Source organism: Streptomyces sp. NPDC088910 (genome assembly GCF_044749865.1).
Taxonomy (GTDB): domain Bacteria; phylum Actinomycetota; class Actinomycetes; order Streptomycetales; family Streptomycetaceae; genus Actinacidiphila.
In genome coordinates this window covers 200,652-227,529 of record NZ_JBIVIV010000016.1, presented here as the reverse complement: position 1 = coordinate 227,529, position 26,878 = coordinate 200,652, and the positions used below count along the sequence as shown (strand labels likewise).

Below are 26,878 nucleotides of genomic sequence, written 5' to 3'. Positions count from 1 at the left end.
TCGGGATTGTCGGAGGAGACGGCGCGGCTGATCAGCCGCCCGTGGCGCAGCGCCACGTACAGGACGATCCCGACCGTGCCGAGCGAGATCAGCAGAGTGAGGGTGCCGCCCGCCAGGCTCACGCCCGCCAGCAGGGCGCTCAGGATCGGCAGATAGACCGCCATCGAGAGGTCTTCGAGGACGAGGACGCCGAGGATGAGCGGGGTCTCACGGTTGCCGAGGCGGCCGAGGTCGCCGAGGACCTTGGCGATCACACCCGAGGAGGAGATCCACGTCACTCCGGCGAGCGCGACGGCCGCGACCGGACCCCAGCCGAGGAGGATCGCGGCGGCGGCGCCCGGCAATGCGTTGAGGACGAAGTCGACCGCGCCGGACGGATATTGGGTCTTGAGATTGGTGACGAGTTCCGAGGCGCTGTATTCCAGACCCAGGAGGAGAAGCAGCAATACGACACCGATCTCGGCGCCGGTCGCGACGAATTCCTCGCTGGCCTGGAGCGGGATCAGTCCGCCTTTGCCGAAGGCGAGTCCCGCGAGCAGGTAGAGCGGGATCGGCGAGAAGCCGACACGTCCCGCGAGGCGGCCGAGGATGCCCAGGGCGAGGATGATCGCTCCGAGTTCGATGAGCATGTCGGTCGTGTTGTGCACAGGTTTCTATCCTCCTGTGATCAGTTCGGCGACGGCGCCGACGCCTTCGCGGGTGCCGACGACCACGAGGGTGTCGCCGACGGCGAAGCGGAAGTCGGGGGTGGGCGAGGGCACGGCGGAGGTGCGGCGGAGCACGGCGACGATCGAGGCGCCGGTACGGGTGCGTACCTGCGTGTCGCCGAGCGTGCGGCCCGCGTACGGCGAGCGTTTGCTCACGGTGATGTGTTCGGTGACCAGGTCGATCTCAAGGTGTTGTTGCAGGTGGCCGACGGGGTCGGGGGTCAGCAGGTCGGCCAGCGCGGTCGCCTCGTGGGGCGCGAGCGCGGTCGCGTCCTTGCAGGCGTCGTCGTCCTCGGGGTCATGGAACGCCAGGAACCGCCTGCCGTCCTGGTGCACGACCACCGACAGGTGGCGGCCGGACTCGGTCGTCATGTCATAGCGGGCCCCGACTCCCGGCAGCGGGGTCTTTCGGGCGCGGGCGGTTGGTTCCATGAACGTGCTCCATCGGGACGCGGGTGCGTGAGTGCCGGTCGCGGACGCCAGCATGCGCGTCACCCGGCAGAGTTCTGTGCCGGGTGACGACGCGCGTTATGCGGTGGCGTGCCGCAGCGCTCCTGCCACAGCGCCCGGCGTGGGAGCCGGACGCTGTCAGCAGTAAGGCGCGGAAAGGGGGTCCGTATCAGGTACGGCGTCCCGAGGCGCGTTCTCGACACGCGCGACCCGGGGAAAATACGGCGATGCCGTGGGGAGGACTTCCGACATGGTCGCGGATGCGCCTACGACGAGGACATCCCGTTCCATGACGTATCCTCCTCGGCTCACCTCTGCGACATATGTAAAGCGCTGGTCAAGACTCTAGCGCATAATAAATGCCGCAAATCCCACATGAGTGGATATAACACCCCAGGCGGATCTCTCATGGCCGGGAATTCACCTGGGCGTCACAGGGCGGGTCGGCCCGCCGCGACGCGCCCCGACCTGCCGGTACGCCGGGTCCGGCCGGCCCCGCGAACAATTCGGGTGCGCCCTTCGCCGCCCGGGGGCTAGGGTCCCCGGGGCCCATGACTGAGCGGTTCCGAGGAGACGAAGGGGTGGTCGGCCGTTCCGGCGCGCGCTGACGACGGAGGCGTTCCCGCGAAGGCCGCCGAGCCGCCCGCGGCTCCGGAGACGCCCGGGTCGCAGGGGCCGCCGGGATCGCCGGGGCTGTGGCGGGACCGGGATTTCCGCCGGTTGTGGGTGGGGCAGACGGTCTCGCAGCTCGGGGAGCACGGGAGCGCGGTGGTCCTGCCGCTGATCGCGGTGCTGCTGCTGGGCGCCGACGGCGGTGAGGTCGGGGTGCTGCGGGCGGTGGGGCAGGCGCCGATACCGCTGCTGTCGCTGTTCGTCGGGGCGTGGGTGGACGGATGGCGGACCCGTACGGTCATGGTGGCGGCGGACTGCGGGCGGGCGCTGGCGCTGGGGGCGGTGGCCGTGGCGTGCCTGCTCGGCGGGCTCGGTCTGCCGGTGCTGCTGGTGGCCGCGTTCGGCGTCGGGGCGCTGTCGGTCTTCTTCGACGTGGCGTATCAGGCGTCTGTCGTACGGCTGTTGGACCGCGACCAACTGGTCAGCGCCAACAGCGCACTCGAAGGCAGCAGGTCGGCGGCGCAGATCGGCGGCCCGGCGCTCGGCGGTGTGCTGGTGTCGCTGCTGTCGGCGCCGGTCGCGCTCGCGTCCAGCGCGCTGTTCTTCGCGCTGTCGTTCGTGTCGATCCGGCGGATTCGGCGCGGCGAGGCGGTGCCTCGGCGCTCGGGACGTACGCCCGCTGTCCGGCGGCGGATTCGCGAGGGGGTCGGATTCGTCGTCGGTGAACCGTCGTTGCGGGCGGTGTGCCTCGCCTCCGCCGCCTTCCAGTGCGCCTTCGCGGCGACGATGACCGTCTATCTGCTGTTCCTGCCCAGGGAGTTGGGCCTGTCGGGCGCTGTCGTCGGGCTGGTGCTCGCGGCGACGGGGCCCGGCGCGCTGGTGGGTTCACTGCTGGCGGCCCGGCTGCCGGGCCGGTTCGGCCACGGTCCGGTGCTCGCGTGCGCGGCCGTGCTCGGCGACAGCGTGATGATCGGCGTACCCGCGCTGCACGGCGGCGGCGCGCTGACCGTTCCGGCGCTCGTGGCGGTCAACCTGACGTTCGGCGCGTGCGGTCAGCTGGTCAGTGTGACGCTGATGGCGGTGCGGCAGACCGTCACTCCGGACGGGATGCAGGGCCGCGCGGCGGCGACGATCGGCTTCGTCGGCATGGGAACGGCCCCGCTCGGCTCGCTGCTCGGCGGTCTCCTCGCGGCGCAGTGCGGTCTGCGCACCGGCTTCCTGGTGGCGGCGGCGGGCATGCTGCTCTCGCCGCTGGTGATCTCCCTGTCCCCGCTCGCCCGGCTGGGCCGTACGCTCCCCGTCCGCGGAGCGGCGGACGCGTCGGCCCGGACGTGAGCGCGACGGAGGTGGCGCGGGCACCGGGCCCGCGCCACCTCGGTCACACGTGCGTTGCGCGCTCTGTCAGTTGAGGGTGAACTTCTGCGCGGCGCTGCCGTTGCAGTCGTAGATCTGGAGCCGGGTGCCGTTGGCGCCTGCGCTGTTGGGGTCGTCGAGGCAGCGGCCCGACTGCGGGTTGAGCAGCGAGCCGTCGGCCTGCTGCTGCCAGACCTGGCCGCCGACGCCGTTGCAGTCCCACAGCTCGACCTGCGTGTTGTTCGCCGTGCCGTTGCCGTTGATGTCCAGGCAACGGCCGATCGTGCTCAGCGAGCCGTTGGCGTTGTGGTACCAGTGCTGGTCGGCGGCCCAGGACTGGCAGTCCCAGAGCTGCACGGCGGTGCCGTTGACGCCCGTGTCGTCGGCGGCGACGTCCACGCACTTCCCGGCGGGCGCGGGCACCGGGGCGCCGCCCTTGACGGCGAATTTCTGCGCCGCGCTGCCGTTGCAGTCGTAGATCTGGAGCCGGGTGCCGTTCCCGGTGGCGCCGCTCGGCGTGTCGAGGCAGCGGCCCGACTGCGGGTTGAACAGCGAGCCGTCGGAGCGCTGGATCCACTTCTGGCCGCCGACGCCGTTGCAGTCCCACAGCTCGACCTGCGTGTTGTTCGCCGTGCCGTTGCCGTTGATGTCCAGGCAACGCCCGATCGTGCTCAGCGAGTTGTCGGCGTTGTGCGCCCAGTGCTGGTCCTCGGCGTACGTCTGGCAGTCCCAGAGCTGCACGGCCGCGCCGTTGACCCCGGTGTCGTCGGCGGCGACGTCCACGCACTTGCCGCCGGGGCCGGTGATCGTGCCCTGCGGGCCGTTGGGCACATTGGTCTGGCCCGAGTAGCCGACGGAGACGATGTTCGCCTGGACGGCGTTCTCGGCGGCGTCGGTCGGATAACCGGCGACCATCACGCCCTCGAAGAAGGTGCCCATGTTGCGGTTGCTGTTGTCACCGCCGGTGCCCAGGATGATGCCGCCTTCCTGGTGCATCGGTTTGTAGCCGCCCCGGGTCGGCAGCGACCCGTTCCACCAGGTCGACAGGCCCCCCGATTGGGAGTCGCCGCCCTTGATGGCGTACGTCGTCTGCCCGTTGTTCTTCAGCACCGCCGTGACGTAGGCGCTCTTGTTGCCCGCGTTGGCCGTGTTGGAACCGTTGTCGCCCTGGAACATGCCGTTCTCCATGTCGGCCTCGACCCAGGGGCCCGAGCCGTTGCACGGCGCGAAGTAGCAGGTGGTGGCGATGCTCACGGCGTCCATGTGGCCGTTGCCGGTGTCGGACGGCGTGCTCTCGGCGTTGCCGTAGTCGAAGCAGCAGTCGGAGCCGACGTGGGTGCCGCTGGCGACCATGTAGACGCCCTCGGGCTGGCCGTTGACGGGGACGCCGGAGGCCGCGCCGGTGTAGCGGTAGCCGACGCCCGGCGAGATCCAGATGCCGTACACCTTGTGGCCGCCCGCGTGCACCGCGATCTCGCTCGCGTCCGCCCCGCGGTCCACGCCGCCTGCCGTGCCCGCGGGGCCCGGCAGCAGGTCGTTGTGGCGCGAGGTCTGGTCGTAGACCTTGGAGATGCGGCAGGTGGTGTTGGCACAGAAGATGTCCTGCTGCTCGGCGTTGGCGTAACCGCCCGTGGCCAGCAGCCCGATGTCGGCCCTGCCGCCGTCCGAGGCGCGCGTGACCTGGTACAGCGGGCCGTTGTACGCGGAGAACAGGGCGCGGGTGGTGCTGTGCGCGGCGACGCAGGGGGTGCCCGCCGCGCCGTAGAGGTCACAGGGCAGCGAACCGGCGGCCTGCGCGGTGCCCGGCAGGCTGATGAAGGCGCTGAAGACCAGGCCGAGGGTGGCCACGACCGAGGTCAGCAGGGCTTTCCAGCGGGCGGTGTATCTCCTTTTGCGCATGCGGTGCTCCTTGGGGTGGGGGGTGGAGCGGAGACGAGCGGTGCCTGCGGGGACGGGCGGCCCGAGCCGGGCGTGGGGGCCCGGATCGAACGCCTGGGGGACGTGACGGGTGCGGGAGGGACGTGAAGGACACGCGGGGTCGACCGGCTCGGAAAGTACGCCCCCTGTTCGACCCCGTCAATATTTGTTGCTTTCTTTGGCTTCGGCCGGGCACGACCTGTCCGAATCTGTGGCCCGGCGAGGAGTGCATTACCTCTGTGACACAAGTCAACTGACGTGGTGTAACACGCCGCTGCGAGAGTTCCCGCGCCATGAGCGAAAGGGGACATGACAGATGACACCGTTCAATCGCCGTGACTTCCTGCGCGCCGTCGGGGCCACCGGCGGCGCTGGAGCGATGCTGGCCACGATGGGTGCGCTGGGTCTGGCGCCCGGCGCGGAGGCGGCCACGCGCGGGGCGCCGTACCGCGCGCCGCGGCCGGGCGACTTCCACCTCACCGGCCGCGCCGCCGCCAAGGTCGTCGTGCTCGGCGGCGGCATCGCCGGACTGACGACCGCCTACGAACTGGGCAAGGCGGGCTACGACTGTACGGTCCTGGAGGCCCGCGACCGGCCCGGCGGCCGCAACTTCACCGTACGCGGCGGCGACACCACCACCGACCTGTACGGCAACCGGCAGACCGCCCGCTTCTCCGACGGCCAGTACATGAACGCCGGTCCCGCGCGGATCGCCCAGTGGATGGTCACGCTCGACTACTGCCGTGAACTCGGCGTGCCCATCGAGGTGTTCACCAACGTCAACGCCGACACCTACCTCTACAACGAGTCGGCCGGAATGACCGAGCCCATGCGTTACCGCAGCGCCAAGGCCGATGTGCTGGGCTACGTCAGCGAGTTGCTGGCCAAGGCCACCGACCAGGGCGCGCTGGACAAGGACCTGACCGCCGCCGACCAGGAGAAGCTGGTCGAATTCCTCAAGGACTACGGCGCGCTCGGCAACACCCTCGACTACAGCGGCGGTTCGCGGCGCGGCTACTCGGCCTGGCCGGGCGCCGCGGGCACACCGGGAGTGGTGGCGGGCGACGTGCCGACCGCCTCCGAGATCTTCGCGACCGGCGTCGGCCGCTACTTCGCCTTCGAGTTCGAGTTCGACCAGGCGATGCTGATGTTCCAGCCGGTCGGCGGCATGGACCGGATACCCCACGCGCTGGCCGCCGCGGTCGGCACGCGCAGGGTGCGGACCGGCTGCGCGGTCACGAAGGTCACCGACACCGCGCACGGCGTCACCGTCACGTACACCCAGGGCGGCAGGACGCGGACGGTCGACGCGGACTTCTGCGTCGCCGCCATGCCGCCGAACATCCTCGCCAAGGTGCCGCACAATCTGGGCGCGGGCGTCCAGTCGGCACTTGAGGCCATCACCCCGTCCTCGGCGGGCAAGATCGGCCTGGAGTACGCCTCGCGCTGGTGGGAGACCGACCACCGGATCTACGGCGGGATCACCGAGACCGACCTCGACGTCACCCACATCTGGCACCCGTCCTACGGCTTCCACGGCAGGCGCGGTCTGCTGATCGGCTACTACAACACCGGTTCCAAGGCCGACTCCTACGCGGCGCTGAGCCCCAAGGCCCGCGAGGCGCGGGCGGTCGCCGCGGGCGTGAAGATCTACGGCGAGAAGTACCGTACGGAGCTGGCCACGTCCTTCTCGCACCACTGGCGGCAGTTCCCGTACCAGGAGGCCGCCTGGCACAGCACGCCCGGCGGACCGGACGCCGCCCGCTACCAGCCGCTCAACGAGCCGACCGGGCATGTGTACTTCGCCGGTGACTGGCTCAGCTACATGGACGCCTGGCAGCACGGCGCCTTCACCTCCGCGCGCAAGGCGGTGACGGCGCTGCACCGGCGGGTCCTGGCCTGACGCACCGGGTCGGCCGCGAGCCGGCGGGGGCGGTACGGGAGGGTACGGGGGCCGGGGCCGGTCTCAGCCCGAGGGCCTGGGCTCAGCCCGCGGGGGCGGTCTCAGGCCGCGGGGCCGGTCTCAGCCCGCGGGGCCGGTCTCAGGCCGCGGGGCGGTGGATGTCACCGCTCAGCCCGGTCAGCGGCAACCCCGTACCGCCCCAACGGCACGTGGCGATCCCGGCGGCGACGGGCACCGCCGTCTCCTCCGGGGTGCGGGCGCCGAGGTCGACGGCCTCACCCGCGTCGAGCGGCCCGCGGATGACGGCCGCGGCGTACGGCGTGCCGCCGACTCCGGTGATTCCGACGACCCATGGCACCCGTGGTGTGATGTGGTGATCCATGACAGACCCTTCCACGAGTCGCGAGGAGCGCCCGCGAAGTGCCGGGAGAACCCGCGGGCGTGGGCGGGCGGCCGTGAGCGGAGAGGCGGTGGGTGACGTGATGGCGGTCAACGGGGAGGGCCGGGACGCCCCGCGTGCGTCCGGACCGCCGCTGACGGCCGGTGAGCGGGAGATCCTGCGGGTGCTGCGCCGGTCGGAGGACCTGGACAGCGTGGCGGCCCGCATCCTGGTCTCGGTCGGCAGCGCGATCATCGAGGGCCGGCTGAAGCCGGGCGACGACCTCAACTCCGTGGAACTCGCCCGGCAGTTCAGCAGCAGCCGGACCCCGGTGCGGGAGGCGTTGCTGACCCTGGAGCGCGAGGGCCTGGTCGAGATCGCGGCCCGCAAGCGCCCCCGCGTGCGCCGCCTGGGCCTCACCGAGGTCCGGGAGATCTACGAGCTGCGGTCCGAGCTGTACGGCCTGGTGAGCCGCCGGATCATCGCCCACCGCACGGCCGGTGAGATCGAGGTCTTCGACGGCGTTCAGGCCCGTCTCGAGGAGGCCGCGGCGGCCGGGGACCTGGAGCGGTACTTCTGGCTGATCGTGGACTTCCGCAACACCGAGGCGCGGCTGGCCGGGAACGAGACCGTGCGCGCCGTCCTCGACTCGGTCGGCATCAGGACCCTGCATCTGCGTCACCTCAGCCTCTCCCTGCCGGGCCGCCTCGACACGTCGGTGGAGGACCACCGCAGGCTGGTCCGCGCGTACGCCGACGGCGAGGCGGAACTGGCCGTCGCGCTCACACGGTCCATCGTTCTACGCGGTCTGGCGGCGGTGGAGCGCTCGGGGTGGACAGGCTCCCCGGACTGACCCGCCGGTCGACATCAGCGGGCCTGCGCGTCGTGGGCGCTCCTGGACCGCGCGGCCCCGCCCGGGGCGTCCGCCGCGGTGCGGGCCCGGTGGAGGGCGACCGCTTCGGGGCGGCGGCGGCCACCGCGATCTCGTCGGCGATCCTGTCGACGGCCGGGCTGTCACCTGGCACCGCCCAGGATGTCCGGCCAGCGGCGTATTACGTGGTCGACCAGTTCCCTGCTGGCCTCCGCGACCCGCGGGAAGTCCTTGAGCCGGGTCCAGGGGCGGCAGGCGTCGATCACGGCGCGGGTGTTGAACGGCGGCAGGCCGGGTGCGCGCAGCGGGTCGACCCTGCTCCCCCACGTCTGCCGCATCGTCTCGATGTCGTCGGCGGGGTCGGTGCGGGTGCAGACCGCCCACATCACGTCGTTGAGGCTGCGCGGGTCGACGTCGGCGTCCACGACGACCACGAATTTGTTCATGTACGCGGCCTGCGGGAGCTGCGAGGTGAGGTAGCCCGCCTGCCGGGCGTGACCCGCGTAGTTCTGGTGGATCGACACGGCGAGCAACTGCCGTCCGCCGCCGACCTCGTGGGCCCAGACGCCCTCGACGCCGGGCAGTCCTGACCGCACCAGCGCGTCCTGGATCATCGCGGACTTCATCACGCTGCGCATGTAGGAGTAGTCGTGCGGCGGCTTGCCGGGAGGGGCGCCGAGCAGGATCGGGTCGTGGCGGTGGTAGATCCGCTCGACGTCCATGGTGAGCACGGCCTCGGTGCCGCCGCTGTAGTAGCCGGTCCACTCGCCGAACGGCCCTTCCTGCTCCCGGCGTTCGGGATACAGCCAGCCCTCGACGGCTATTTCGGCGGTCGCGGGGATCGGCAGCCCGGTGACCTCGCCGCGGATCACCTCGACGGGGCGGCCCAACACGGCCCCGGCGTACTCCAGTTCCGACAGTCCTGTGGGCACCTCGGTGCCCGCGACGACCAGCAGCAGCGGGTCGTGGCCGAGCGAGGCGGTGACCGGCGCCCGGCCCTCGCGGGCGAACCACTCGCGGACGTGCGCGGCGCCGTGCTTGCCCGCCTCCATGTTGATGCTCGCCGCCCGCCCGCCGTTCTGCACCTGCATGCGGTACGCGCCCGCGTTGAGGACGCCGGTGGCCGGGTCGGTGGTGAAGACGGCGCAGCCGGTGCCGATGTACCGGCCGCCGTCGTTCTCGTGCCATTTCGGCACGGGGAAGGCGAGCAGGTCGGCGTCGGCCGCGGTGATCACGTTCTCGGTGACGGGGCCCCGGTCGACGGCCTCGACGGGGTACTTCCCGGCGTTCTCCACCCACTCGTTGGGGCGGGTGCGCAGCGCCTCGACCAGACCGCGGTCGTCCAGGTCGGTGCCGAGCCGCAGGGTCATGCCGAGCCTGCGGGCGTTGGCCATGCTGGCGGTGAGCACTCGCTGGCCGGGCCGGTAGCCCTCGATGTCGTCGAAGAGCAGCGCGGGCGGCGAGGGGCGTTTGTAGTTGACCTCGGACGCGGCGCCGATCTCCTTGTCCCAGTGCGCTCCGGAGAGGGTGCGGACCTCACCGAGTTCCCCGGCCAGTTCGAGCCAGGTCCGCAGGTCATTGACGTCGTCGAGGGACCTCACGCCACTCGCCTCCCGTTCTCTCATGTGTGTCGCGACGCGATGAAGGTCGAAGAAGCCGCAAGAGTAGTCCGCGAGTTGTACGTCGCCGGTGTCGCTGCGCCCGCGGATGCCCGGGTCCCTCCTCGTCGAGGTGAGCGAGCATCGCGTTTCCCCTGAAGTGTCGACACTCGACCACGGGACCCGATTGAAGCAGTGGGGATACCCCCTGTCCAGGGGCCAGCGATCCGCACCCCCGCACCATTGAGTGTCGACACTTCTGGTGAATCTGACCGAAGTCTTGTCATGGCCCCGCACGGCTCCTAACGTGTCGCCGCGAAGAAATTTGCTCGACTCTGTTCAGTTCCGTTGAGTCAAAGCGTCGAAATGCCAGCGATCCGCACACGATCAGTCCCACGGTGCGCATCCGCGGACCTCCGTCCGCCTCGCCCACCCCGCGAGCAGAGGATTCTCCATGCCACGACTCGTCCGCAGGCTGCTCGCCTGCGCCACCGCCTGCACCCTGTGGGGCGGCGCCCTCGCGGGCGCGGCCGTCACGGCCGGTGCGGTGGTCACCGCCACCCCCGCCGCCGCACTCGACAACAGCCTCGCCCGTACGCCCCCGATGGGCTTCAACGACTGGAACGCCTTCGGCTGCGACGTCAGCCAGGCCCTGATCGAGCAGACCGCCGACTACCTGGTCAGCTCCGGTCTGAAGAGCGCCGGATACACCTACGTCAACATCGACGACTGCTGGATGACGCACACCCGCGACGCCGACGGCCGCCTGGTCCCCGACCCGGTGAAGTTCCCCGACGGCATCAAGGGCACCGCCGACTACGTGCACGGCAAGGGACTCAAGCTCGGCATCTACGAGGACGCGGGCACGGCGACCTGCGCCGGGTACCCGGGCAGCCTCGGCCACGAGACGACGGACGCGCGGACCTTCGCGGACTGGGGTGTGGACTACCTCAAGTACGACAACTGCAACAACACCAGCGACGGCACCCGCGAGGACTACGTCAGGCGGTACACCGCGATGCGCGACGCGCTGGCCGCCACCGGCCGCCCGATCGTGTACTCGCTGTGCGAGTGGGGCGTGCAGAACCCGTGGGAGTGGGCCGGTGACGTCGGCAACTCGTGGCGCACCACGGGCGACATCAGCGACAACTGGACGAGCATGCTGTCCATCGCCGAGGACAACATGCCGCTGGCGCCGTACGCGGGCCCCGGCCGCTGGAACGACCCCGACATGCTGGAGGTCGGCAACGGCGGCATGACCGACACCGAGTACCGCACGCACTTCTCGCTCTGGTCGATGATGAACTCGCCGCTGCTGATCGGCACCGACCTGCGCAAGGCGACCCCGCAGACCCTGTCGATCCTCGGCGACAAGGACGTCATCGCCCTTGACCAGGACCCGCTCGGCAGCCAGGCCACCGTGGTCTCCTCCGACGGCGGCCGGTACGTGCTCAGCAAGAAGCTGGCAGGCGGCGAGCGGGCGGTGGCCCTGTTCAACTCGGGCGACCAGGCGCAGCGGATCTCCACCACCGCGCGGGCCGCGGGACTGCCCAAGCGCGGCAACTACTCGGTGCGCGACCTGTGGGCGCACACCGACTACCAGAGCGCGGGCGGCCTGTCCGCGACCGTGCCCGCGCACGGCACCGTCCTGCTGCGGGTCGGCACCGACCCGCGCGCGGTCCTCGCGCCGCCGCTGTTCGACACCGGGGTCACCGGACCCGACCACATCGAGCCGGGCCACAGCGCGACCGTGTCCACGTACGCCACCGACCTGGGCTCGTTGCCCGCCGCGACGGTGAAGGTGCGGCTGACCGGCCCCGACGGCTGGACGGTCCGCGCGACCGGCGCCACCGGCAGCCTGCTGCTGCCCGGCGGCCGGACCCTCACCACACCGTGGACGGTCACCGTGCCCGCCGACGCGCGACCGGGCGCGTATCCGGTCACCGGCACGGTCAGCTACCGCGATCTGGTCAACGGCCGTACCGTCACGGTGCCGTTGGTCGGCAGCGTCGCCGTCAAGGTGCCGCCGCCCGCGGGGACCAGCTACCTCAGCGACCTGCCCTGGACGACGTCGAGCAACGGGTGGGGGCCGGTCGAACGCGACCGCAGCAACGGTGAGACCGGCGCGGACGACGGCAGTCCGATCACGCTCGGCGGCAGCGTCTACGCCAAGGGCCTCGGGGTGCACGCGCCGAGCGACATCGCCTACTACCTCGGCGGCGTCTGCTCTACGGTGACGGCGACGGTCGGCGTGGACGACGAGAAGAACGGCAAGGGCACCGTCCGCTTCACGGTCGTCGCGGACGGCACGACGGTCGCCGACAGCGGCGTGGTCACCAACGCCATGGGCGGCAAGGCGCTCACGGCCGACGTGACCGGCGCGCAGAATGTGCGGCTCGTCGTGGACGACGGCGGCGACGGCAACGACAGCGACCACGCGGACTGGGCGGACGCGAAGCTCATCTGCTCCTGACCGCCCACGACCCGGGGCGGCGGCGCGTATCCCTCCCACGCGCCGCCGCCCCGGCCCATGTCAGCCCGTGCCGCCCCGGCCCATGTCAGCCCGTGCGGTGCCGGGCCCTGGCCAGCGCCACCGCGCCCGCCACCGGGGGAACGTCCAGCAGGCGCAGGGTCAGCGAGGGGTGCGCGGCGGCGAGCCGGGCGCGGAAGGCGTCGGCGAGCCGCGGCTGGCGCACGACGACGCTGCCCGCGGCCACCACCGTGTCCCCGACGGCGCCCCGGCCGACGAGCCGGGTGACCAGCAGCGCCAACTGCCGGCCCGCCTCCTCGACCACCGCGGCGGCGAGCGCGGAGCCCGCGTCGGCGGCACGGAAGACGGCGGGCGCGGCCGGGCCCCAATTGCCGGGCGTGGGTTCGTCGTTGACGGTACGGGCCAGCGTCTGCGGGTCCGGGTCGCCGAAGTGGTCCAGCAGCGCCGCGAGCAGTCCGTCGTCGGCCCGCCCGGCGTCGTACGCGGCCAGCGCCGATCTGACGGCGTCCCTGACGATCGCGGGCGCGCCGCCCTCGTCGCCCAGCACCCAGCCCCAGCCGCCCGCGAAGAGCACCTCGCCCGCGGCGTCGGCGCCGACGCCGATCGAGCCGGTGCCCGCGATGACGCCGATGCCGGTGTCGAGACCGGCCGCGGGCACCAGCAGCGCCGCGTCGTTGACGACGACGGCGGGTACGCCGAGGGCTTCGACGGCCGCCGCCAGGTGCGCGCAGTGCCGCTGGGTGTCGCAGCCCTGCGCGCCGATCCCGACGGCGGCGATCTCGTCGCCCTCGGGCACCGCGCCCGTCAGCCGTTCCAGCAGCCAGCGCGCGGCGGTGTCGACCGGCGCCGCCTCCCAGCCGTCGGCCGGCAGCGTGCGGTCGGCGCGCGGCGACGCCGCCGGGTCGGCCAACGGCGCGACGCGGACGGCGAGTTTGGTGCCGCCCACGTCGGCGCCGACAACGACCTTCATACGCCCGGCCGTTCGGCCGCGACCTTGATGTCGGAGTTGTGGAACACGAATTCCTCGATCTCGACTCCCCTGACCTCGGCGACCGCTTCGACGAGGATCTGTGCGACCAGGATTTCGATGATCGCACGCTGCGCGGCCGGGAGGCGCGGCACGGTGACGGGGTGCAGCAGCGGGCCGCCCTGGACGGGCTCGCTGGTGACGAGGACGACCCGGTGGCCGGAGTACGCCAGGGTCTCGGCGACGGCCAGTTCGCGGGTGTCGCCGAAGATGACGTGCACCCCGCCGCCCGCCGACTCCATCGAGCCGTGCAGATACTGCCGGGTGCTCATGCCGGTCGACGGAATCCTGGCGACCTCGCGGAAGAGCAGGGCGCTCGCCTCCGCCGAGCCGACCGCGGGCCCGGTGCCGACGAAGTCCGCGGAGGTCGCGGACGCGAACAGCGGTGCCAGCGCGCGCAGTTGGGGTGTCAGGACGCGCTCGGTGCGGGCGAAGACCTCGCCGAGGCGGGCCCAGCCGTCGTCGATCCGGCCGCCGTCCCAGGCGTCGGCGAGGAGGCCGAGCGCGGCGACGGTCGCGGTGTAGCCGATGGTGGACGCGTAGCTGTCGGGGATGCTGCCGAGGCCGAGCACACCGCTGGCGAGGTCCGCGATCGGCGACGGCACGACGTTGACCACCGCGAACCGTCGCGCCGGGTCGACGGAGTCCAGCACGGCGAGCGTCTCCGCGCTGCGTCCGCTCTGCGAGACGCCGACCACCGGGTGGGCGCTGGCGGGGAAGGGCAGCGGGTGGTCGCCCGCGCCGAGCCGCCAGGAGTGGACACCACGGCTGCGCAGCGCCCAGACCGGCGCGCACGCGGCGGCCAGGCTGGCGCCGATGCCGACGAAGACCGGTCCCGGCCCCGACAGCCGGCCCTCCGCCGCCGACGCCGTGACCGCGCCGGTCAGCCGGGTGACCGCCGTGGCAAGGGCCTCCGCCTGGGTCGCGCGGGCCGCCGAGTAGGCGATGTAGCCGTCGGTCATTTCTGCTCCGTTCCTTCGGACGTCCGGGTGGTCGGATCCCAGTGCGGCGGGATCGGTGGGACAGGCGGCGCGGTGCTGTCGATCCGTACGGGCGCGCCGAGGTCGGCGGACTCCTCGATCGCGAGCATGACGTCGAGTACGTGGTAGGCCAGTTCGCCGCCGGCGCGCGGCGGTCGGCCCGCCCGGATCGCGCGGGCCATCTCCAGGACGCCCACGCCCCGCCCGGCCGGGGCGCCGGTCGCGGGGACGGTCCGCCACGGCGCCTCGGGGGTGATGTCGGTCAACAGCCGTGTGGGGCCGTCGAATCCGCTGACCGGGACCTCCAGCACCCCGTCCGCGCCGGTCACTTCGAACAACTGGCGGCGTACCGGCGAGTCGAAGCTGTAGACGGACGTGCCGACCACCCCGGACGCGAAGGTGGTGAGGACGCTGAGGTGCGTGTCCACCTCGACGGGGAAGCGGGTGCCCGCGTCCGGTCCGGAGCCGACGGTGCGCTCCGCGCGCGGCCGGTGCCCCGCGGCGGTCACCGAGGCGACCGGGCCGAGGAGTTGGACGAGCGCGGTGAGGTAGTAGGGGCCGATGTCGAAGAGCGGGCCCGCGCCCTTGGCGAAGAGGAACCCCGGCCCGGGGTGCCAGGCGTCGGGTCCCGGGCCCTGCATCAGCGTCAGTACGGTCCGCGCCGGGCCGACCGCGCCGTCCGCGAGCAGCCGCGCGGCGGTCTGGATGCCGGGGCCCAGGATCGTGTCGGGCGCGTTGCCCACCGCGACCCCGGCGGCGCTCGCGGCGTCCAGGACGGCGCGGGCGCTGTCGCGGTCCAGCGTGAGCGGCTTCTCGCCCCACACGTGCTTGCCCGCCTCGATCGCGGCGAGCGCGACCTCGTCGTGCGCGGCGGGGACGGTCAGGTTGACCACGAGGTCGACGTCGTCGCGGCGCAGCACCTCGGCCGTCGTGCCGGACACCGGGACGCCGTACGCGTCGGCCTGCGCCCTGGCCCGCGCGGGGTCGAGGTCCGCGACGGCCGTGACGGCGAGGTCGGGGTAGGAGGTCAGCGAGCGCAGGTACTCGTCGGAGATGTTGCCCGCGCCGACCACCGCGACGCGGGTCGGCGTCCCGTGCGCGCTCACGCGGTCACCAGCTCACGGAAGTAGGCGGCGTTGCGCTCCACCAGCGGCCATACGTCGCTGTGGTGGGCGACGACCTCGACGACCGGCAGTTCGAGTACGGGGGCGGCCAGCGCCACGACCTCGGCCATCCGGTCGGTGGCGTCGACGCCGAGCACCGGCCGGTCGTTGCCCGGCTCGCGGTCCCGTACGACGTGCAGCAGCCTGACCCGGTCGCCGAGCCGGGGCAGCAGCTCGAAGACGTCGGCGCCGCCGACCCCGGCCCAGTAGACGTCCAGTTCCAGGACGACGGCCGGGTCGAGGAGTCCGGCCAGCACCTCGTAGGCGGGGACGCCGTCCACGCGCTGCGCGAACTCGAAGTCGTGGTTGTGGTAGCCGATCCGCACACCGCGCGCGGCGGCCTGCTCGGCCGCCGCGTTGAGCGTGTCGGCGAGCCGCTGGACCCCGGAGCGGTCGGCGACGCTGTCGGGTGCGACCCACGGGGTGATCACCGTGCCGATGCCCGACTCGACCGCGGCGTCCACGATTTCGGCGGTGTCGTGGCGCAGCACGGAGGAGTGCGCGGTGGCCGCGTGCAGGCCGCTGTCGCGCAGGGCGGCGGCGAGCCCGGCCGGGTCGGTGAGGATGTCGTACGGCTCGGCGTGCGTGAAGCCCAGCGCCGCCAGGCGCGCGAGCGTGCCGTCGAGCCGGTCGGGCCCGAGGTCGTCACGCACGCTGTAGAGCTGGATGCCCAGCGGGTGCTCTGCCGTCATGCTCCGGCCTTTCCGTGATCGTCGTGCTGCTGCTGGTGCTGGTGGGTGTGGTCGTGGTGGCCGTGGTCTTCGCCCCGGCCGTCCCGGCCGTCCCGGCCGTCCCGGCCGTCGTGGCCCCGGTGACCGTCATGGCCCGCATGGCCCTCGTGGCCGCTGTGGCCCGCGCCGTGGGTTCCGGCCGGGTGGCAGTGGTCGCCGCTCGACGGCGGGATGTCGAGGGTGGGATTGCGGCCGAAGAACCCGTACGGCTTGAGGACGAAGCCGGCCGAGTCGACCGGCATGACCGGCCAGTCCTCGGGGCGCGGGAAGTGGGTGAGCCCGAAGGTGTGCCACAGCACGATGTCGGTGCCGTCCACGTCCCGGTCGGCGGCGGTCCATGCGGGCAGCCCCGCGCCGCCGGTGTGCATGTTCACCAGGTCGCCCGCCGGATAGTTCTCGTCCGGCGCGTACGGCGTCACCCACAGGTGCTTGGTGGCGTACGTGGCCCGCCGGTGGATGTCCGACTCCTCGTCGGCGAGCAGCACGGGCAGGCCCTCGGGGTGCAGCATCCAGCCGACCGGGTTGCCGAGCCGGTTGGTCACCGAGGGGTTGGTGATCAGCCAGGAGCGGTTGCGGGTGTTGTCGGCGAGCCGCTGCGCGCCCGCTTCGGTGCGCAGCCGGGTGACGGTCTGGGTGAAGCCGGTGCCGGTGGGGTTGGCGGGTCCGCGCGGGACGAGGGCGGCCTCGACCTCGTCCACGGCGTTGTCCGTACCGTCGACCGTCATGTCCAGCCGGGCGCTGAACAGGTGCTGGTGGTAGGGGGCGCCCAGGCCGGGGGCGAGTTCCGAGGCGAAGGGGTGGCCGGGGCCCTGGTAGGCCGAGGTGAAGACGACACCGGTCGCCTTGACCTCCAGCTCGATCGCGCCGTCGAGGGAGAAGTACCAGTAGAAGCCGTAGTCGTAGTTGCCGACGGTGACGAAGAAGGAGACGACCAGGCGGCGGTTGCGGCGTGAGTCGGACGAGCCGGTCCAGTTGTCGTAGTGCTTCCAGAGGATGCCGGTGTCCTCCTCGTGGACGCAGATGGCCTGCGGGACGACCCGGACCTCGCCCGCGCTGTCGGCGAGCACGGCGTCCAGGTAGGTGATGTCGCCGACGCAGTCGCAGCCCAGTTCAAGGGAGTTGGCGAAGCCGCCGAGCAGGTATTCGCCGCAGTCGAAGAAGTTCTGGAACCAGCGCTGCGGGCTCGGGTCGCCGTAGGGGACCATCATCTCCGCGATGGAGGCGCGGTAGAGCACGGGGCGCGGCACGCCCGCGTCCTCGATGGCGACGTTGTGCAGGACCAGGCCCTCGCGCTGGTCGAAGCCGATCTGGAGGGACCAGCCGAGCCAGTGCAGGACGCCGTCGTCGTCGATGGTGAAGCTGGGGCCCTCGGGCTGGGTGATCTCGATGGGCTTCAGTCCCGCGCGCGGCGGCTGCCCGACCCACGCGGGGTCGTGGAAATTGCCGTCCTCGCGCGGCACCGACAGGTCCATGTGGTCCTGGACGTCGAGGACTTCGCGGGTCACGACGTCCACGATCGCGGTGACGCCGTCCACCGGGTGCGCCCACCCGAGGTCGTCGGGGGTCTTCTGCACGAAGGTGAAGCAGCGCTGGAGGCGGCGGCCGGTCTCGCCCTCGCCCGGCACCCCGGCCGACAGCGGATTGACCCGGAGCTGCGTGGGGTCGGTCAGGCCGCGCTTGCGCATGGCGGCGAGCCAGCGCTCGTCGCGGTGCACGATCTCCTCGACCAGCGGGAACTCGGCCAGGACGACGGGGACATGGCCGTCGGTGGCGACGTCCAGTTCCCTGGCGGTCACGACCCGGTCCTGCTCGGGGCAGACGACGGTGTCGTACGAGACCCCGGTGCGCATGTCGATGAGCATCACGCGGAAGCGGCGGGGGGCCACGTCGCCCGCGAGCAGTTCGCGCTTGTCCTGTTCGGCCAGGCCGAGGTACGCGACATGGGTGTCGGGGCCGAGGAGCCCTTCGCGCCGCAGCAGCGCGGTGGTCGCGGTGATCTCCGCCGGCCGCGGCGAGGCGAGGGCCCCCGCGAGAGCCCCGGCGGGGGACCCGGCGAGCGCGTCGGCGCGGGCTCCCGGGACGGCCCCGGCTATGACGGTCGGTTCAGGCGGGGTCGGGGTCACGAGGTCTCCGCATCTGCGAGTGGGTCCGGGCGGCGGGTCGGGGCGAGGGAGGCGGCGCGCGGGCGGCGGGCCGGGGCGGCTGCCGCGACCCCCGGGCGGCGGGCCGGAACCGTACGGGAGCGCGCCGTGGCGGCGGCCTTCGGGTGACGGCTCATGTCGCGTTGCCGCGCGCGAAGGAGGTCCGCAGCCGGTAGCGGTCGCCCGCGTACCGGATCGCCGAGGAGAGCAGCGGGCGCTGGCTCCGGTCGCGGACGATCTGCCGCATCTCCAGCACTGGCGTGCCCGCGGCGATGGCGAGGTGTCCGGCCAGTACGTCGTCGGCCGGGCGCGCCTCGATCGTCGTGTCGGCCCGGTCGAGCTGGAAGCCGAGCCCCGCGATGGTGTCGTAGAGCGAGTGGTCGGTGAAGTCGACCTCGTCGAAGCCGACGGCGATGTCGGCGGGGACGAAGGACTCGTCCACCGCGATCGGCACACCGTCGAGCATGCGGACCCGGTCGACGCGGTAGAGCGGGGTGCCCGGCGCGATCTGGAACGCCTCCGCCTCGTCGAAGGTCGAGGTGCCCAGTTCGCGGCGGAGCACCCGCGAGGTCGGCACCAGGCCCATCCGGCGGGCCGTCTCGGTGAACGACTCCAGGGTGTTGGGCCACTCCTTGCGCTCGGGCACGCCGACGTACCAGCCGCGGCCGTGCGCCGGGCGCAGCACGCCCTCCTCGACCAGCGCGGTGAGCGCCTTGCGCAGGGTCACGCGGGAGATGGCGAGCATCTGGCACAGTTCGCGCTCGGGCGGCAGCCGTGAGCCGGGCTCGACCTCGCCCGCGGCGATCCGTTCCTGGAGCGCGGCCTTGGCCTGGAGCCACAGCGGCTCCGGGTAGTGCGTGGTGAGCGCCCGGGGCGCCGTGTGCTGCGTGCTCATGCCGGGACCTGGACCTTCTCCCATGTGCCCGAGCGCATGGAGGCGTAGCAGGCGTCGAGGACGCGGTTGACGACATGGCCGTCCTCGAAGGTCTCCAGCGGGGTCTCGCCGCGGGCGAAGCGGTCCACGAAGTGCCGCATCTCCTGGCTGAAGCCGTAGGCACGGGCCTCCTCGGGCACCGGGTAGACCCAGCCGGTGTCGGCGTCGGCCTTCTCCACCAGGTAGCCCGCGGGGTTCTCGATGAAGCCCCACACCGGGGTCGCCGAGGTGTCGGTGACCAACCGGCCCGCGCTGCCGACCAGTTCGTGGCGCAGTTGCATGCCGCCCTTCTCGATCCACGAGGACTCGACGGTGGCGAGCTGGCCGCCGGCGAATTTAAGCAGCGCGACGGCGGTGTCCTCGCCGGTGGTGCGGTCGGCGTGGGCGAGGGTGGCGCCCCAGGCGAAGACCTCGGTGACGGGGTTGTCCTTGCCGAAGAAGTGCCGGGCGGACTCCACGGTGTGGCAGCCCATGTCGAGCAGGGCGCCGCCGCCCGCGGTCCGCGCGTCCCAGAAGTGCGGGGCGTGCGGCCCGGAGTGCGCCTCGCGGGCGCGCAGGGTCAGCAGGTCGCCGATGGCGCCCGCGGCGACCATCTCGTGCGCCTTGGCGATGTTCGGCGAGAAGACCGAACTCTCGGCGTAGCCGTGCCAGATCCCGGCCTCGCGGACCACCCGCAGGATTTCGGCGGCCTCGTCGCCGTCGCGGGCCAGCGGCTTGGTGCAGACCACGCCCTTGCCCGCGGCGGCGACCGCCCGTACCGCGTCCAGGTGTGCCTCGTTGGGCACGGCGACCACGACGAGGTCGACGTCCGGGTCCGCGCACAGCGCCGCCATGTCGTCGTAACAGGTCGCGTCCGGCGCCCACTTGGCGGCCAGCGCCTGTGCGCGTGCGAGGTCGCGCGAACAGGCGGCGACGAGCGCCGCGTTCCGTACGTCCTGGAGAGCGTCCGCGTAGGTGTCGCCGATGAATCCGGAACCGATGAGCCCGACGCCGATCACGCGTTCCTCTTCCCTCGTCATTCTCGCCCCATGATAGCAAAGTGGTTTTGCATTGGTCTTATAAAGGTACGCCACGTAAAGACCACGGAGTACCACTGTCCGGTGCGGCGCGCATCACGCCTCCAGCAGACCGTCGAAGGCCCGGTCCAGGTCCTCGTCGACCACCCGCAGTCCGGGGTGGGCGTCGTAGTGCGCGAGCGCCTCACGCGCGCCCTGCGCGAAGGAGACCTCCGGCGCGAAACCGGGGACCAGCGCCCGCAGCTTGGAGGTGTCGAAGAGCATCGAGTGCCGGAAGTCGTGCTCCAGCACGTCCCGCCACCCCGGCACCAGCTCGGCGATCGACTCGCTCGACCGGTGCCGCAGCACCGGCTCCCGCACCCCGGCCGCGGCGGCCAGCGCGAGATGGATCTGGTCCCAGGTGAGGATCGCGCCGCTGACGACGTTGACGCTCTCGCCGATCGCCTGACCGTTGCCGAGCAGCGGGACGAAGGCGCGCGCGAAGTCCCGTGAGTGCGTCAGGGACCACAGCGAGGTGCCGTCGCCGTGCACGACGACCGGCCGGCCCGCCCGCATCCGCTCGATCGCGGTCCAGCCCGCGAGCACCGGGATCACCGTGCGGTCGTAGGTGTGGAAGGGCCGCACGATCGTCAGCGGGAAGCCCGCCTCGCGGTACGCCTCCTCCAGCAGCAGCTCACAGGCGATCTTGTCCCGCGCGTAGCCGAAGTGCGGCTGGCGGCGCGGGCTGGACTCGGTGATCGGCAGCAGCGGCACCGGGCGGCCGAAGACCGAGCAGGTGCTGATGAAGACGTACTGCCCGGCCCTGCCGGCGAACAGCTCCCGGTGGTCGCGCACGTCGTCGGGCGTGAAGCCGACCCAGTTGACGACGGCGTCGAACTCCTCGCCGCCCAGCGCCGACGCGAGCGCGGCGGCGTCCCGGACGTCCGCGCGCAGCGACCGTACGCCCTCGGCCGGCGGCCGGACGGGCGCGGACCGCGTCACGATCGTCACGTCGGCGCCGCGCGCGACGGCCTCGCGGGCCGCCGCGGAACCGATCATCCCGGCGCCGCCGAGGAACAGCACCCTCATGCCCGCTCCTCGGTCGGCGCCGGGACGTGCGAGGCGCCGCGGGAGAGCCCGCGGCCGACCAGGTGGTCGTAGGAGCGGCGCAGCGCCTCGAACGTGTCGATGTGCAGCCGCTCCAGCTCGACGATGTGCCAGCGCAGGCCGGACGGCGTGGTCAGCGTGCGCGCCCAGTCGATCCGCCCCTCGCCGATGGGCACCATCACGTCGTCCTCGTAGCTGACGGCGGGGCCGTCCTTGACGTGCACGAAGCGCGCCCGGTCGCCGAGCCCGGCCAGCACCTCGGCCGGGTCGGCGCCGCCCATCTGCGCCCAGTAGGCGTCGAGTTCGACCAGGACGCGGTCGTCCAGCAGGTCGAGCAGCAGGTCGTACGCCTGCCGCCCGTCGAAGACTTGCGAGAACTCGGCGAAGTGGTTGTGGTACGCGATCCGCATGCCGCGCCCGGCGGCACGCTCGGCGGCCTCGTTCACCCGCTCCACACCGCGCTTGATCGCGTCCGGCGAGTCGAACTCCTCGCGTTCCATGCTCCAGACCAGCACCTCGGCGCCCAGCTCTTCGTTGGTGTCCAGCAGCGCCTCGGCGTCAGGACCGGCGGGGAACGGGGTGTGCGCGCTGGTCAGCGCGAGCCCGGCGGACGCGACGGCGTCCCTGACCCGGGCGGCCCCGAAGTGCTCCACCAGGCCGTACGTCTCCACGCCCGCGTAACCGATCCCGGCGATCTCGGCGAGCGTGCCCTCCAGGTCGGCGCGGGCCTGGTCGAGCACCGTGTACGTCATCACACCGATCTCGGCGGTCACGCGTCCTCCTCCGTACGGCGGGCCGCCCACAGCAGGGCCTGGCGGACCAGGGCGCGCACCGGCGGCTCGCCCCACGAGCGCATGTCGTGGCCGAGCGCCAGATACACCACGCGGCCTTCCCCGGCCTCGCGGGCGTAGAGCACCGGGATCACCTCGCCGTCCGCGCGACGGCGCGAGGCGAGGACCGTCACGTCGTCGTCGGCCAGCTCGAACTCGTAGTACTCGTCGAAGAGTTCGAAGTCGGACAGGCCGCGTGTGACCGGGTGGTCCGCGACGATCTCGACGGTGTGGCGGCCCTCGTGGTGACCGGGGCCGTGCGAGAGGTAGCGGTTGCCGAGCAGTTCGAACAGCGGCCGGTCGGCCGGGTCGAGCCCGTCGCCCGCCCAGCCCATGATGTTGGCGCCGTGCACGCCGACCAGGCCCTTGCCCGCGCGTACGGCGTCGGCCAGCGCCTGCTGCTGCTCGGTCGCGAAGTGGCCGCCCGCGGTGTAGAAGAGGTACACGTCCGCCTCGGCGGTCTCCGGCCGCGCGTCGACGAAGCGGCTGGTGCCCATCGCCTTGCGGGTCGCGAACCCGGCCTCGGTGCCGAGCTGTTGGAAGACCTCGGCAGCGCTCAGCAGGTCGTGGTGGATGTCGTCGCCGTTCACGATGACCATGGCTCTCGGGGTCGAGAGGTGTGGCATTGCGTTCCTCACAGATGGCTTGGGGTCGTGCGTCGTGGCGTGGCTCGGCGGCCCCCGCCCGGCCGCGGGAGGCGGGCCGGGCGGGGGCGGGGAGGGTCAGACGGGCTTGAGCCGCAGGGCGACGACGGGGTTGGGCACCGGGCTGAAGTACGGGTTCTGCGGTGTGGGGAACCCGGTGGCCTTGGCGGTGCTCCAGTTGCCGTAGCTGCCCCAGTAGAACATCGGGATCCATGGCAGGTTCTCGACGAAGATCTCCTCGATCCTGTTGATGATCTGCTGCCGCTGCTCGTCCGTGGTCGCCTTGGGGTACTCGGTGAACAGCGTCGCGGCCTCGGCGTTCTGGAACCGCTCGATGTTCTGGAAGGTCGGCGTCGCCTTGCCGACCGGGTAGTACAGATTCGGGTTGATCGTGTCGTTGTAGTACGAGAAGGCGCGCGGCGCGGAGTTGACCGGGTAGCCCATCGTGGAGTCGAAGTTCCCCTTGGACGTCAGCCCGTTGATGTCGTTGACCGTGGTCGTGTCGACGTTGAGCTTGATGCCGATGTCCTTGAGCTGCGAGACCAGCACCTGCACGCGCGCGGCGATGTCGGTGTACGCGGAGGGGAAGCTGATCGAGAACTCGACGCGCTTGCCGTCCTTGCGGTAGTAGCCGTCGCCGCCCTTGGCGTATCCGGCGTCGGTCAGCGTCTTGTGCGCCTTGTCGACGTCCTGGACGAAGTCGACTCCCTTGTACCGGGGGGCGATCGAGGAGGCGTAGGCGGGCATCGGCAGACCGGTGACGCTGGTCGCGGGCGGCGCGCCGCTGGCCGCGCCGACCTGCTTGCGGTTCACACCGAGACTGATCGCCCTGCGCACCGCGATGTCGCTGAGCGGCCAGCGCTCCAGGTTGGGGATGATGCCGTCGGTTCCGGCGATCGGCGCCCAGTAGTTGTAGTGCTTGTTCCGGCTGAGATACGTCTTGTCGGCATTGGCGATGTACGTACCGCCCCAGTCCGCGAGGCCCTGGACGAGCGCGTTGGTCATGCTCTCGTTGTCCTTGTACGCCACGAACCGCAGCGAGCTGATCTGCGCCTTCGGTTGCCAGTAGTCCTCGTTGCGCACCAGCAGGAAGCTCTGCGCGGAGAACGACGACAGCTTGAACGGCCCGGTCCCCACGGGGTTCTTGTCGGTGTACGTCGTCGGGTCCTTGACCTTCGACCACAGGTGCTGGGGGACGATCGGCGCCGACACGATGTTGGTGAAGTGCTGCTCGGAGGGCGCGGGGAAGGTGAAGACGACCTGCGCCGGACCGGGCGCGGTGACCGAACTGAGGTCGATGCCCAGCAGGTTGAGCCCCGGATACCGCTTGAGCATCGAGTACGTGAAGACGACGTCGTCGGCGGAGAACGGGGTGCCGTCCGTCCACTTCACACCGGTCCGGAGCTCCATCGTCAGCGTCTTGTTGCCGTCCGACCAGCGCCAGGACTTGGCGAGCCACGGCAGGTCGCGCCCGATGTCGACGGTGTTGATCTGCACCAGCGGCTCGTAGATGAAGCCGCCCTGGCCCTGCGGGGTGTAGGTGAGGCTCTGCGCGGTGTTGGCCAGGAACGGGTTGAAGACCTGGGTGAGGTTGTCGGACTGGCCCGCCACGGTGAGCGTGCCCTTGGCGGAGCCCGAGCCTCCCGCGGTTCCCGAACAGGCCGACAGGGCAAGGGTTCCCGCGCCCGCGAGGGCGCCTGCGAGAAGACCGCGTCTCGTCATTCCTGACGCGATCGACGACTGCGTTGTGGTCACTGTGCGTCTGCTCCTTCGGAGGTGGGGACAGCGGAATCGGGTGTGGGGAGAGCGGGTTCGTCGACAGTGGGGTCGGTGACCGAGGGGTCGGTGCCGGCAGGCCGCGCGGCGGAGGCGGTGACGGCCGCCGCGTTCTCTGCGCGCCGCCCGCGCGCCTGCTCGTCGTCCGCGTACAGCCAGCAGCGGGCGGTGTGGCCGTCGGTCAGGTCGAAGGACGGCGGGATGTCGGTGGCGCAGCGCTCCATCGCGTACGGACAGCGCGGGTGGAAACGGCAGCCGCCCGGCGGGGAGATGAGGCTGGGCGGCTGCCCGATGTCCTTGACCCGCGCGGCGCCGCCCCGCGAGGGATCGGGCGCGGAGGCGATCAGGAGCTGGGTGTACGGGTGCGCCGCCTGCTGGGTGACCGCTTCCGAGGGGCCGGTCTCGATGACCTCGCCCGCGTACATCACGGCGGTGTCGGCCGCGAAGTACCGCGCGGAGGCGATGTCGTGGGTGACGTACAGCATCGCGACGTTGCGTTCCTCGGTGAGGCGGCGCAACAGGTTGAGGATGCCGAGGCGGATGGAGACGTCGAGGCTGGAGACCGGTTCGTCGGCGAGGAACACCTCGGGGTCGGCCGCCAGGGCGCGGGCGATGGAGAGCCGCTGGAGCTGGCCGCCGGACAGTTCGTGCGGGTACTTCTCGGTGAACTGCCGTGGCGGCACGAGGTTGATCTGCCGGAGCAGGTCGTCGATGACGGCGGTCTGCTCCTTGCCGCGCTTGCCGGGGTGGTGGATGGCCACCGCGCGCTTGAGGGTGCCCGCGATGGTGGCGACCGGGTTGAAGGACGCGAAGGGGTCCTGGAGGATCAACTGCACCTGGCGGACGTGGTCGCGAAAGGCCCGGCCGCGCGGCGACTTCACGGGGACGCCGTGCAGCCGCACCTCCCCGCCGGTGACCGGGTAGAGCTGGGCGAGCAGCCGGGCCAGCGTCGACTTGCCGGAGCCCGACTCGCCGACCAGCGCGGTGATCCGGCCCGCGTACAGGCTCAGGCTGACGTTCTCCACGGCGTGCACGACCTGCGGGGCCGCGCCGCGGCGCAGGCGTCCGCCGCGTACCGGGAAGTGCTTGGTCACGTTGACCGCTTCGAGCACCGGCCGGGCGCCGTCCGCGGCGCGGCCGTCGCGGGCGGCGGCCCCGGCGTTCTTCTTCGTCACGTCGCCGCTCATCGCATCTCACCTGTCACGAGTCGGTCCTGGTTCTGGGCGCCGTCCGCGTGCAGCAGGCAGGCGGCGTGCGAGGTGGCGCCGTCCGGCCCGGTGATCCGCAGGAGCGGCGGTACGTGGCTCCCGCAGGCGTCGAAGGCGAGCGGGCAGCGCGGCTGGAAGGCGCAGCCGCTGGGCAGCCTGCGCAGGTCGGGCGGCGAGCCGACGATGCCGGTCAGCTCCCGCTTGGGGCCGCCGAGGGTCGGGAAGGACGCCAGCAGGCCCCGGCTGTAGGGGTGTTGGGGGCGGCGGTAGAAGTCGTCGGCCGCCGCCGTCTCGACGATCTTGCCGCCGTACATCACGGCGATCGTGTCGGAGAGTTCGATCAGCAGCGACAGGTCGTGGGTGATGAAGACGACCGAGAAGCCGAGCCGGTCCTTCAGCTCCATGATCTTCTCGATGATCTGCCGCTGGATGACGACGTCGAGCGCGGTCGTCGGCTCGTCCATCACGATGATCTCGGGGTCGAGCGCGAGGCCGATCGCGATCATCGCGCGCTGCCGCATGCCGCCGGACAGCTCGTGCGGGTAGGAGCCCGCCCGGTCGGCGGGGATGCCGACGATGCCGAGGAGTTCGACCACCCGGGCGGCCCGTTCCTGCCGGGTCATCCGCGGCCGGTGCGCGACGATGACGTCCTCGATCTGCTCGCCGATCCGCATGATCGGGTTGAGCGCGTGCATGGCCGACTGGAAGACGATCGACAGCTCCTCCCAGCGAAAGCCCCGCAGCTCGGCGTCGCCCATCGCGAGCACGTCCACGGTGTCGCCGTCGGGTTTGGTGTAGACGATCCGGCCCTGGGTGATCTCGGCGGGCGGCTTGTGCAGCCGGGTGATGGCGTACGCGAGGGTGGACTTGCCCGAGCCCGACTCGCCCGCGATGCCGAGGACTTCGCCGCGCCGCAGGGTGAACGACACGTCGCTGACCGCCGGGGTGCGCTCACCGCCGTCGCCGACGTACTCCACCCGCAGGTCGCGGACGTCGAGGACGACGTCGGTGCTGTCCGGGGTGAAGGGCGTGACCTCGGTGCGGCGTTCGGCCGGGGCGTG

22 protein-coding genes are annotated in these 26,878 nt (G+C 72.0%); 4 read left to right on the top strand and 18 right to left on the bottom strand.

From position 1 onward, the window contains the following. Together ACIP4Z_RS31250 and ACIP4Z_RS31245 are read right to left on the bottom strand one after the other, a co-directional pair. Positions 1–647: cation:proton antiporter (locus tag ACIP4Z_RS31250; protein WP_401313666.1), on the bottom strand; the 647-nt coding region annotated here is incomplete at its 3' end. A gap of 6 nt (positions 648–653) precedes the next feature. Next, positions 654–1,139, bottom strand: coding sequence for a TrkA C-terminal domain-containing protein (locus ACIP4Z_RS31245; protein WP_391129492.1), 486 nt, complete (start codon positions 1,137–1,139; stop codon positions 654–656). Between the two features lie 711 nt (positions 1,140–1,850). Between ACIP4Z_RS31245 and ACIP4Z_RS31240 the strand changes: the two genes are divergently transcribed. Next, positions 1,851–3,104: an MFS transporter gene (locus tag ACIP4Z_RS31240; protein ID WP_401313677.1), complete on the top strand. Its 1,254-nt coding sequence runs from the start codon at positions 1,851–1,853 to the stop codon at positions 3,102–3,104. A gap of 66 nt (positions 3,105–3,170) precedes the next feature. Here ACIP4Z_RS31240 and ACIP4Z_RS31235 read toward each other — a convergent pair whose 3' ends face one another. Continuing rightward, entirely contained in the window at positions 3,171–5,021 is a 1,851-nt protein-coding gene (locus ACIP4Z_RS31235; RefSeq protein WP_401313664.1) for an arabinofuranosidase catalytic domain-containing protein, read from the bottom strand. A 397-nt stretch (positions 5,022–5,418) separates the two neighbouring features. Here ACIP4Z_RS31235 and ACIP4Z_RS31230 point away from each other — a divergent pair, with 397 nt between their 5' ends. Then, complete coding sequence (locus tag ACIP4Z_RS31230) at positions 5,419–6,942, top strand: flavin monoamine oxidase family protein (protein ID WP_401313675.1); 1,524 nt, start codon at positions 5,419–5,421, stop codon at positions 6,940–6,942. Between the two features lie 139 nt (positions 6,943–7,081). On the opposite strand, the gene ACIP4Z_RS31225 is transcribed toward ACIP4Z_RS31230, so the two are convergent. Next, positions 7,082–7,324 (bottom strand): hypothetical protein, encoded by a 243-nt coding sequence (locus tag ACIP4Z_RS31225; protein WP_401313662.1) that lies wholly within the window; start codon positions 7,322–7,324, stop codon positions 7,082–7,084. A gap of 88 nt (positions 7,325–7,412) precedes the next feature. Here ACIP4Z_RS31225 and ACIP4Z_RS31220 point away from each other — a divergent pair, with 88 nt between their 5' ends. Then, a complete protein-coding gene (locus ACIP4Z_RS31220) occupies positions 7,413–8,174 on the top strand; it encodes a GntR family transcriptional regulator (protein ID WP_401313660.1) in 762 nt (253 codons plus the stop codon). Positions 8,175–8,335: 161 nt separating this feature from the next. On the opposite strand, the gene ACIP4Z_RS31215 is transcribed toward ACIP4Z_RS31220, so the two are convergent. Beyond that, entirely contained in the window at positions 8,336–9,793 is a 1,458-nt protein-coding gene (locus ACIP4Z_RS31215; protein ID WP_355333182.1) for a UbiD family decarboxylase, read from the bottom strand. 451 nt (positions 9,794–10,244) lie between these two features. On the opposite strand from ACIP4Z_RS31215, the gene ACIP4Z_RS31210 reads away from it, so the two are divergent. Continuing rightward, positions 10,245–12,263, top strand: coding sequence for an NPCBM/NEW2 domain-containing protein (locus ACIP4Z_RS31210; protein WP_401313658.1), 2,019 nt, complete (start codon positions 10,245–10,247; stop codon positions 12,261–12,263). 85 nt (positions 12,264–12,348) lie between these two features. Here ACIP4Z_RS31210 and ACIP4Z_RS31205 read toward each other — a convergent pair whose 3' ends face one another. The 13 genes from ACIP4Z_RS31205 to ACIP4Z_RS31145 form a co-directional block, all read right to left on the bottom strand. Beyond that, a complete protein-coding gene (locus tag ACIP4Z_RS31205; RefSeq protein ID WP_355333187.1) occupies positions 12,349–13,251 on the bottom strand; it encodes a BadF/BadG/BcrA/BcrD ATPase family protein in 903 nt (300 codons plus the stop codon). Then, complete coding sequence (locus ACIP4Z_RS31200; protein WP_401313655.1) at positions 13,248–14,270, bottom strand: SIS domain-containing protein; 1,023 nt, start codon at positions 14,268–14,270, stop codon at positions 13,248–13,250. Before ACIP4Z_RS31200 ends, ACIP4Z_RS31205 begins: the two co-directional genes overlap by 4 nt. Then, on the bottom strand, positions 14,267–15,394 hold the full coding sequence (locus tag ACIP4Z_RS31195; protein ID WP_391048351.1) for a Gfo/Idh/MocA family oxidoreductase: 1,128 nt from the start codon (positions 15,392–15,394) through the stop codon (positions 14,267–14,269). Before ACIP4Z_RS31195 ends, ACIP4Z_RS31200 begins: the two co-directional genes overlap by 4 nt. Continuing rightward, on the bottom strand, positions 15,391–16,143 hold the full coding sequence (locus ACIP4Z_RS31190) for a sugar phosphate isomerase/epimerase family protein (RefSeq protein WP_401313653.1): 753 nt from the start codon (positions 16,141–16,143) through the stop codon (positions 15,391–15,393). Before ACIP4Z_RS31190 ends, ACIP4Z_RS31195 begins: the two co-directional genes overlap by 4 nt. Then, positions 16,140–18,305, bottom strand: a complete 2,166-nt coding sequence (locus tag ACIP4Z_RS31185; RefSeq protein WP_401313651.1) for a primary-amine oxidase — start codon at positions 18,303–18,305, stop codon at positions 16,140–16,142. Before ACIP4Z_RS31185 ends, ACIP4Z_RS31190 begins: the two co-directional genes overlap by 4 nt. 151 nt (positions 18,306–18,456) lie before the next feature. Further along, complete coding sequence (locus tag ACIP4Z_RS31180; RefSeq protein ID WP_355333197.1) at positions 18,457–19,218, bottom strand: GntR family transcriptional regulator; 762 nt, start codon at positions 19,216–19,218, stop codon at positions 18,457–18,459. Further along, complete coding sequence (locus tag ACIP4Z_RS31175; protein ID WP_401313649.1) at positions 19,215–20,276, bottom strand: Gfo/Idh/MocA family protein; 1,062 nt, start codon at positions 20,274–20,276, stop codon at positions 19,215–19,217. Before ACIP4Z_RS31175 ends, ACIP4Z_RS31180 begins: the two co-directional genes overlap by 4 nt. Before the next feature lie 93 nt (positions 20,277–20,369). Beyond that, positions 20,370–21,341: an NAD-dependent epimerase/dehydratase family protein gene (locus ACIP4Z_RS31170; protein ID WP_391048361.1), complete on the bottom strand. Its 972-nt coding sequence runs from the start codon at positions 21,339–21,341 to the stop codon at positions 20,370–20,372. Continuing rightward, on the bottom strand, positions 21,338–22,132 hold the full coding sequence (locus tag ACIP4Z_RS31165) for a sugar phosphate isomerase/epimerase family protein (protein ID WP_401313647.1): 795 nt from the start codon (positions 22,130–22,132) through the stop codon (positions 21,338–21,340). Before ACIP4Z_RS31165 ends, ACIP4Z_RS31170 begins: the two co-directional genes overlap by 4 nt. Next, on the bottom strand, positions 22,129–22,788 hold the full coding sequence (locus tag ACIP4Z_RS31160; protein ID WP_366823664.1) for a ThuA domain-containing protein: 660 nt from the start codon (positions 22,786–22,788) through the stop codon (positions 22,129–22,131). Before ACIP4Z_RS31160 ends, ACIP4Z_RS31165 begins: the two co-directional genes overlap by 4 nt. A 123-nt stretch (positions 22,789–22,911) precedes the next feature. Then, positions 22,912–24,588, bottom strand: a complete 1,677-nt coding sequence (locus ACIP4Z_RS31155; protein WP_401313645.1) for an ABC transporter substrate-binding protein — start codon at positions 24,586–24,588, stop codon at positions 22,912–22,914. Next, positions 24,585–25,796: an ABC transporter ATP-binding protein gene (locus ACIP4Z_RS31150; RefSeq protein WP_401313643.1), complete on the bottom strand. Its 1,212-nt coding sequence runs from the start codon at positions 25,794–25,796 to the stop codon at positions 24,585–24,587. The genes ACIP4Z_RS31155 and ACIP4Z_RS31150 overlap by 4 nt, the downstream gene beginning before the upstream one ends. Continuing rightward, entirely contained in the window at positions 25,793–26,800 is a 1,008-nt protein-coding gene (locus tag ACIP4Z_RS31145; RefSeq protein WP_391048662.1) for an oligopeptide/dipeptide ABC transporter ATP-binding protein, read from the bottom strand. The genes ACIP4Z_RS31150 and ACIP4Z_RS31145 overlap by 4 nt, the downstream gene beginning before the upstream one ends. Between the last annotated feature and the right edge of the window lie 78 nt (positions 26,801–26,878).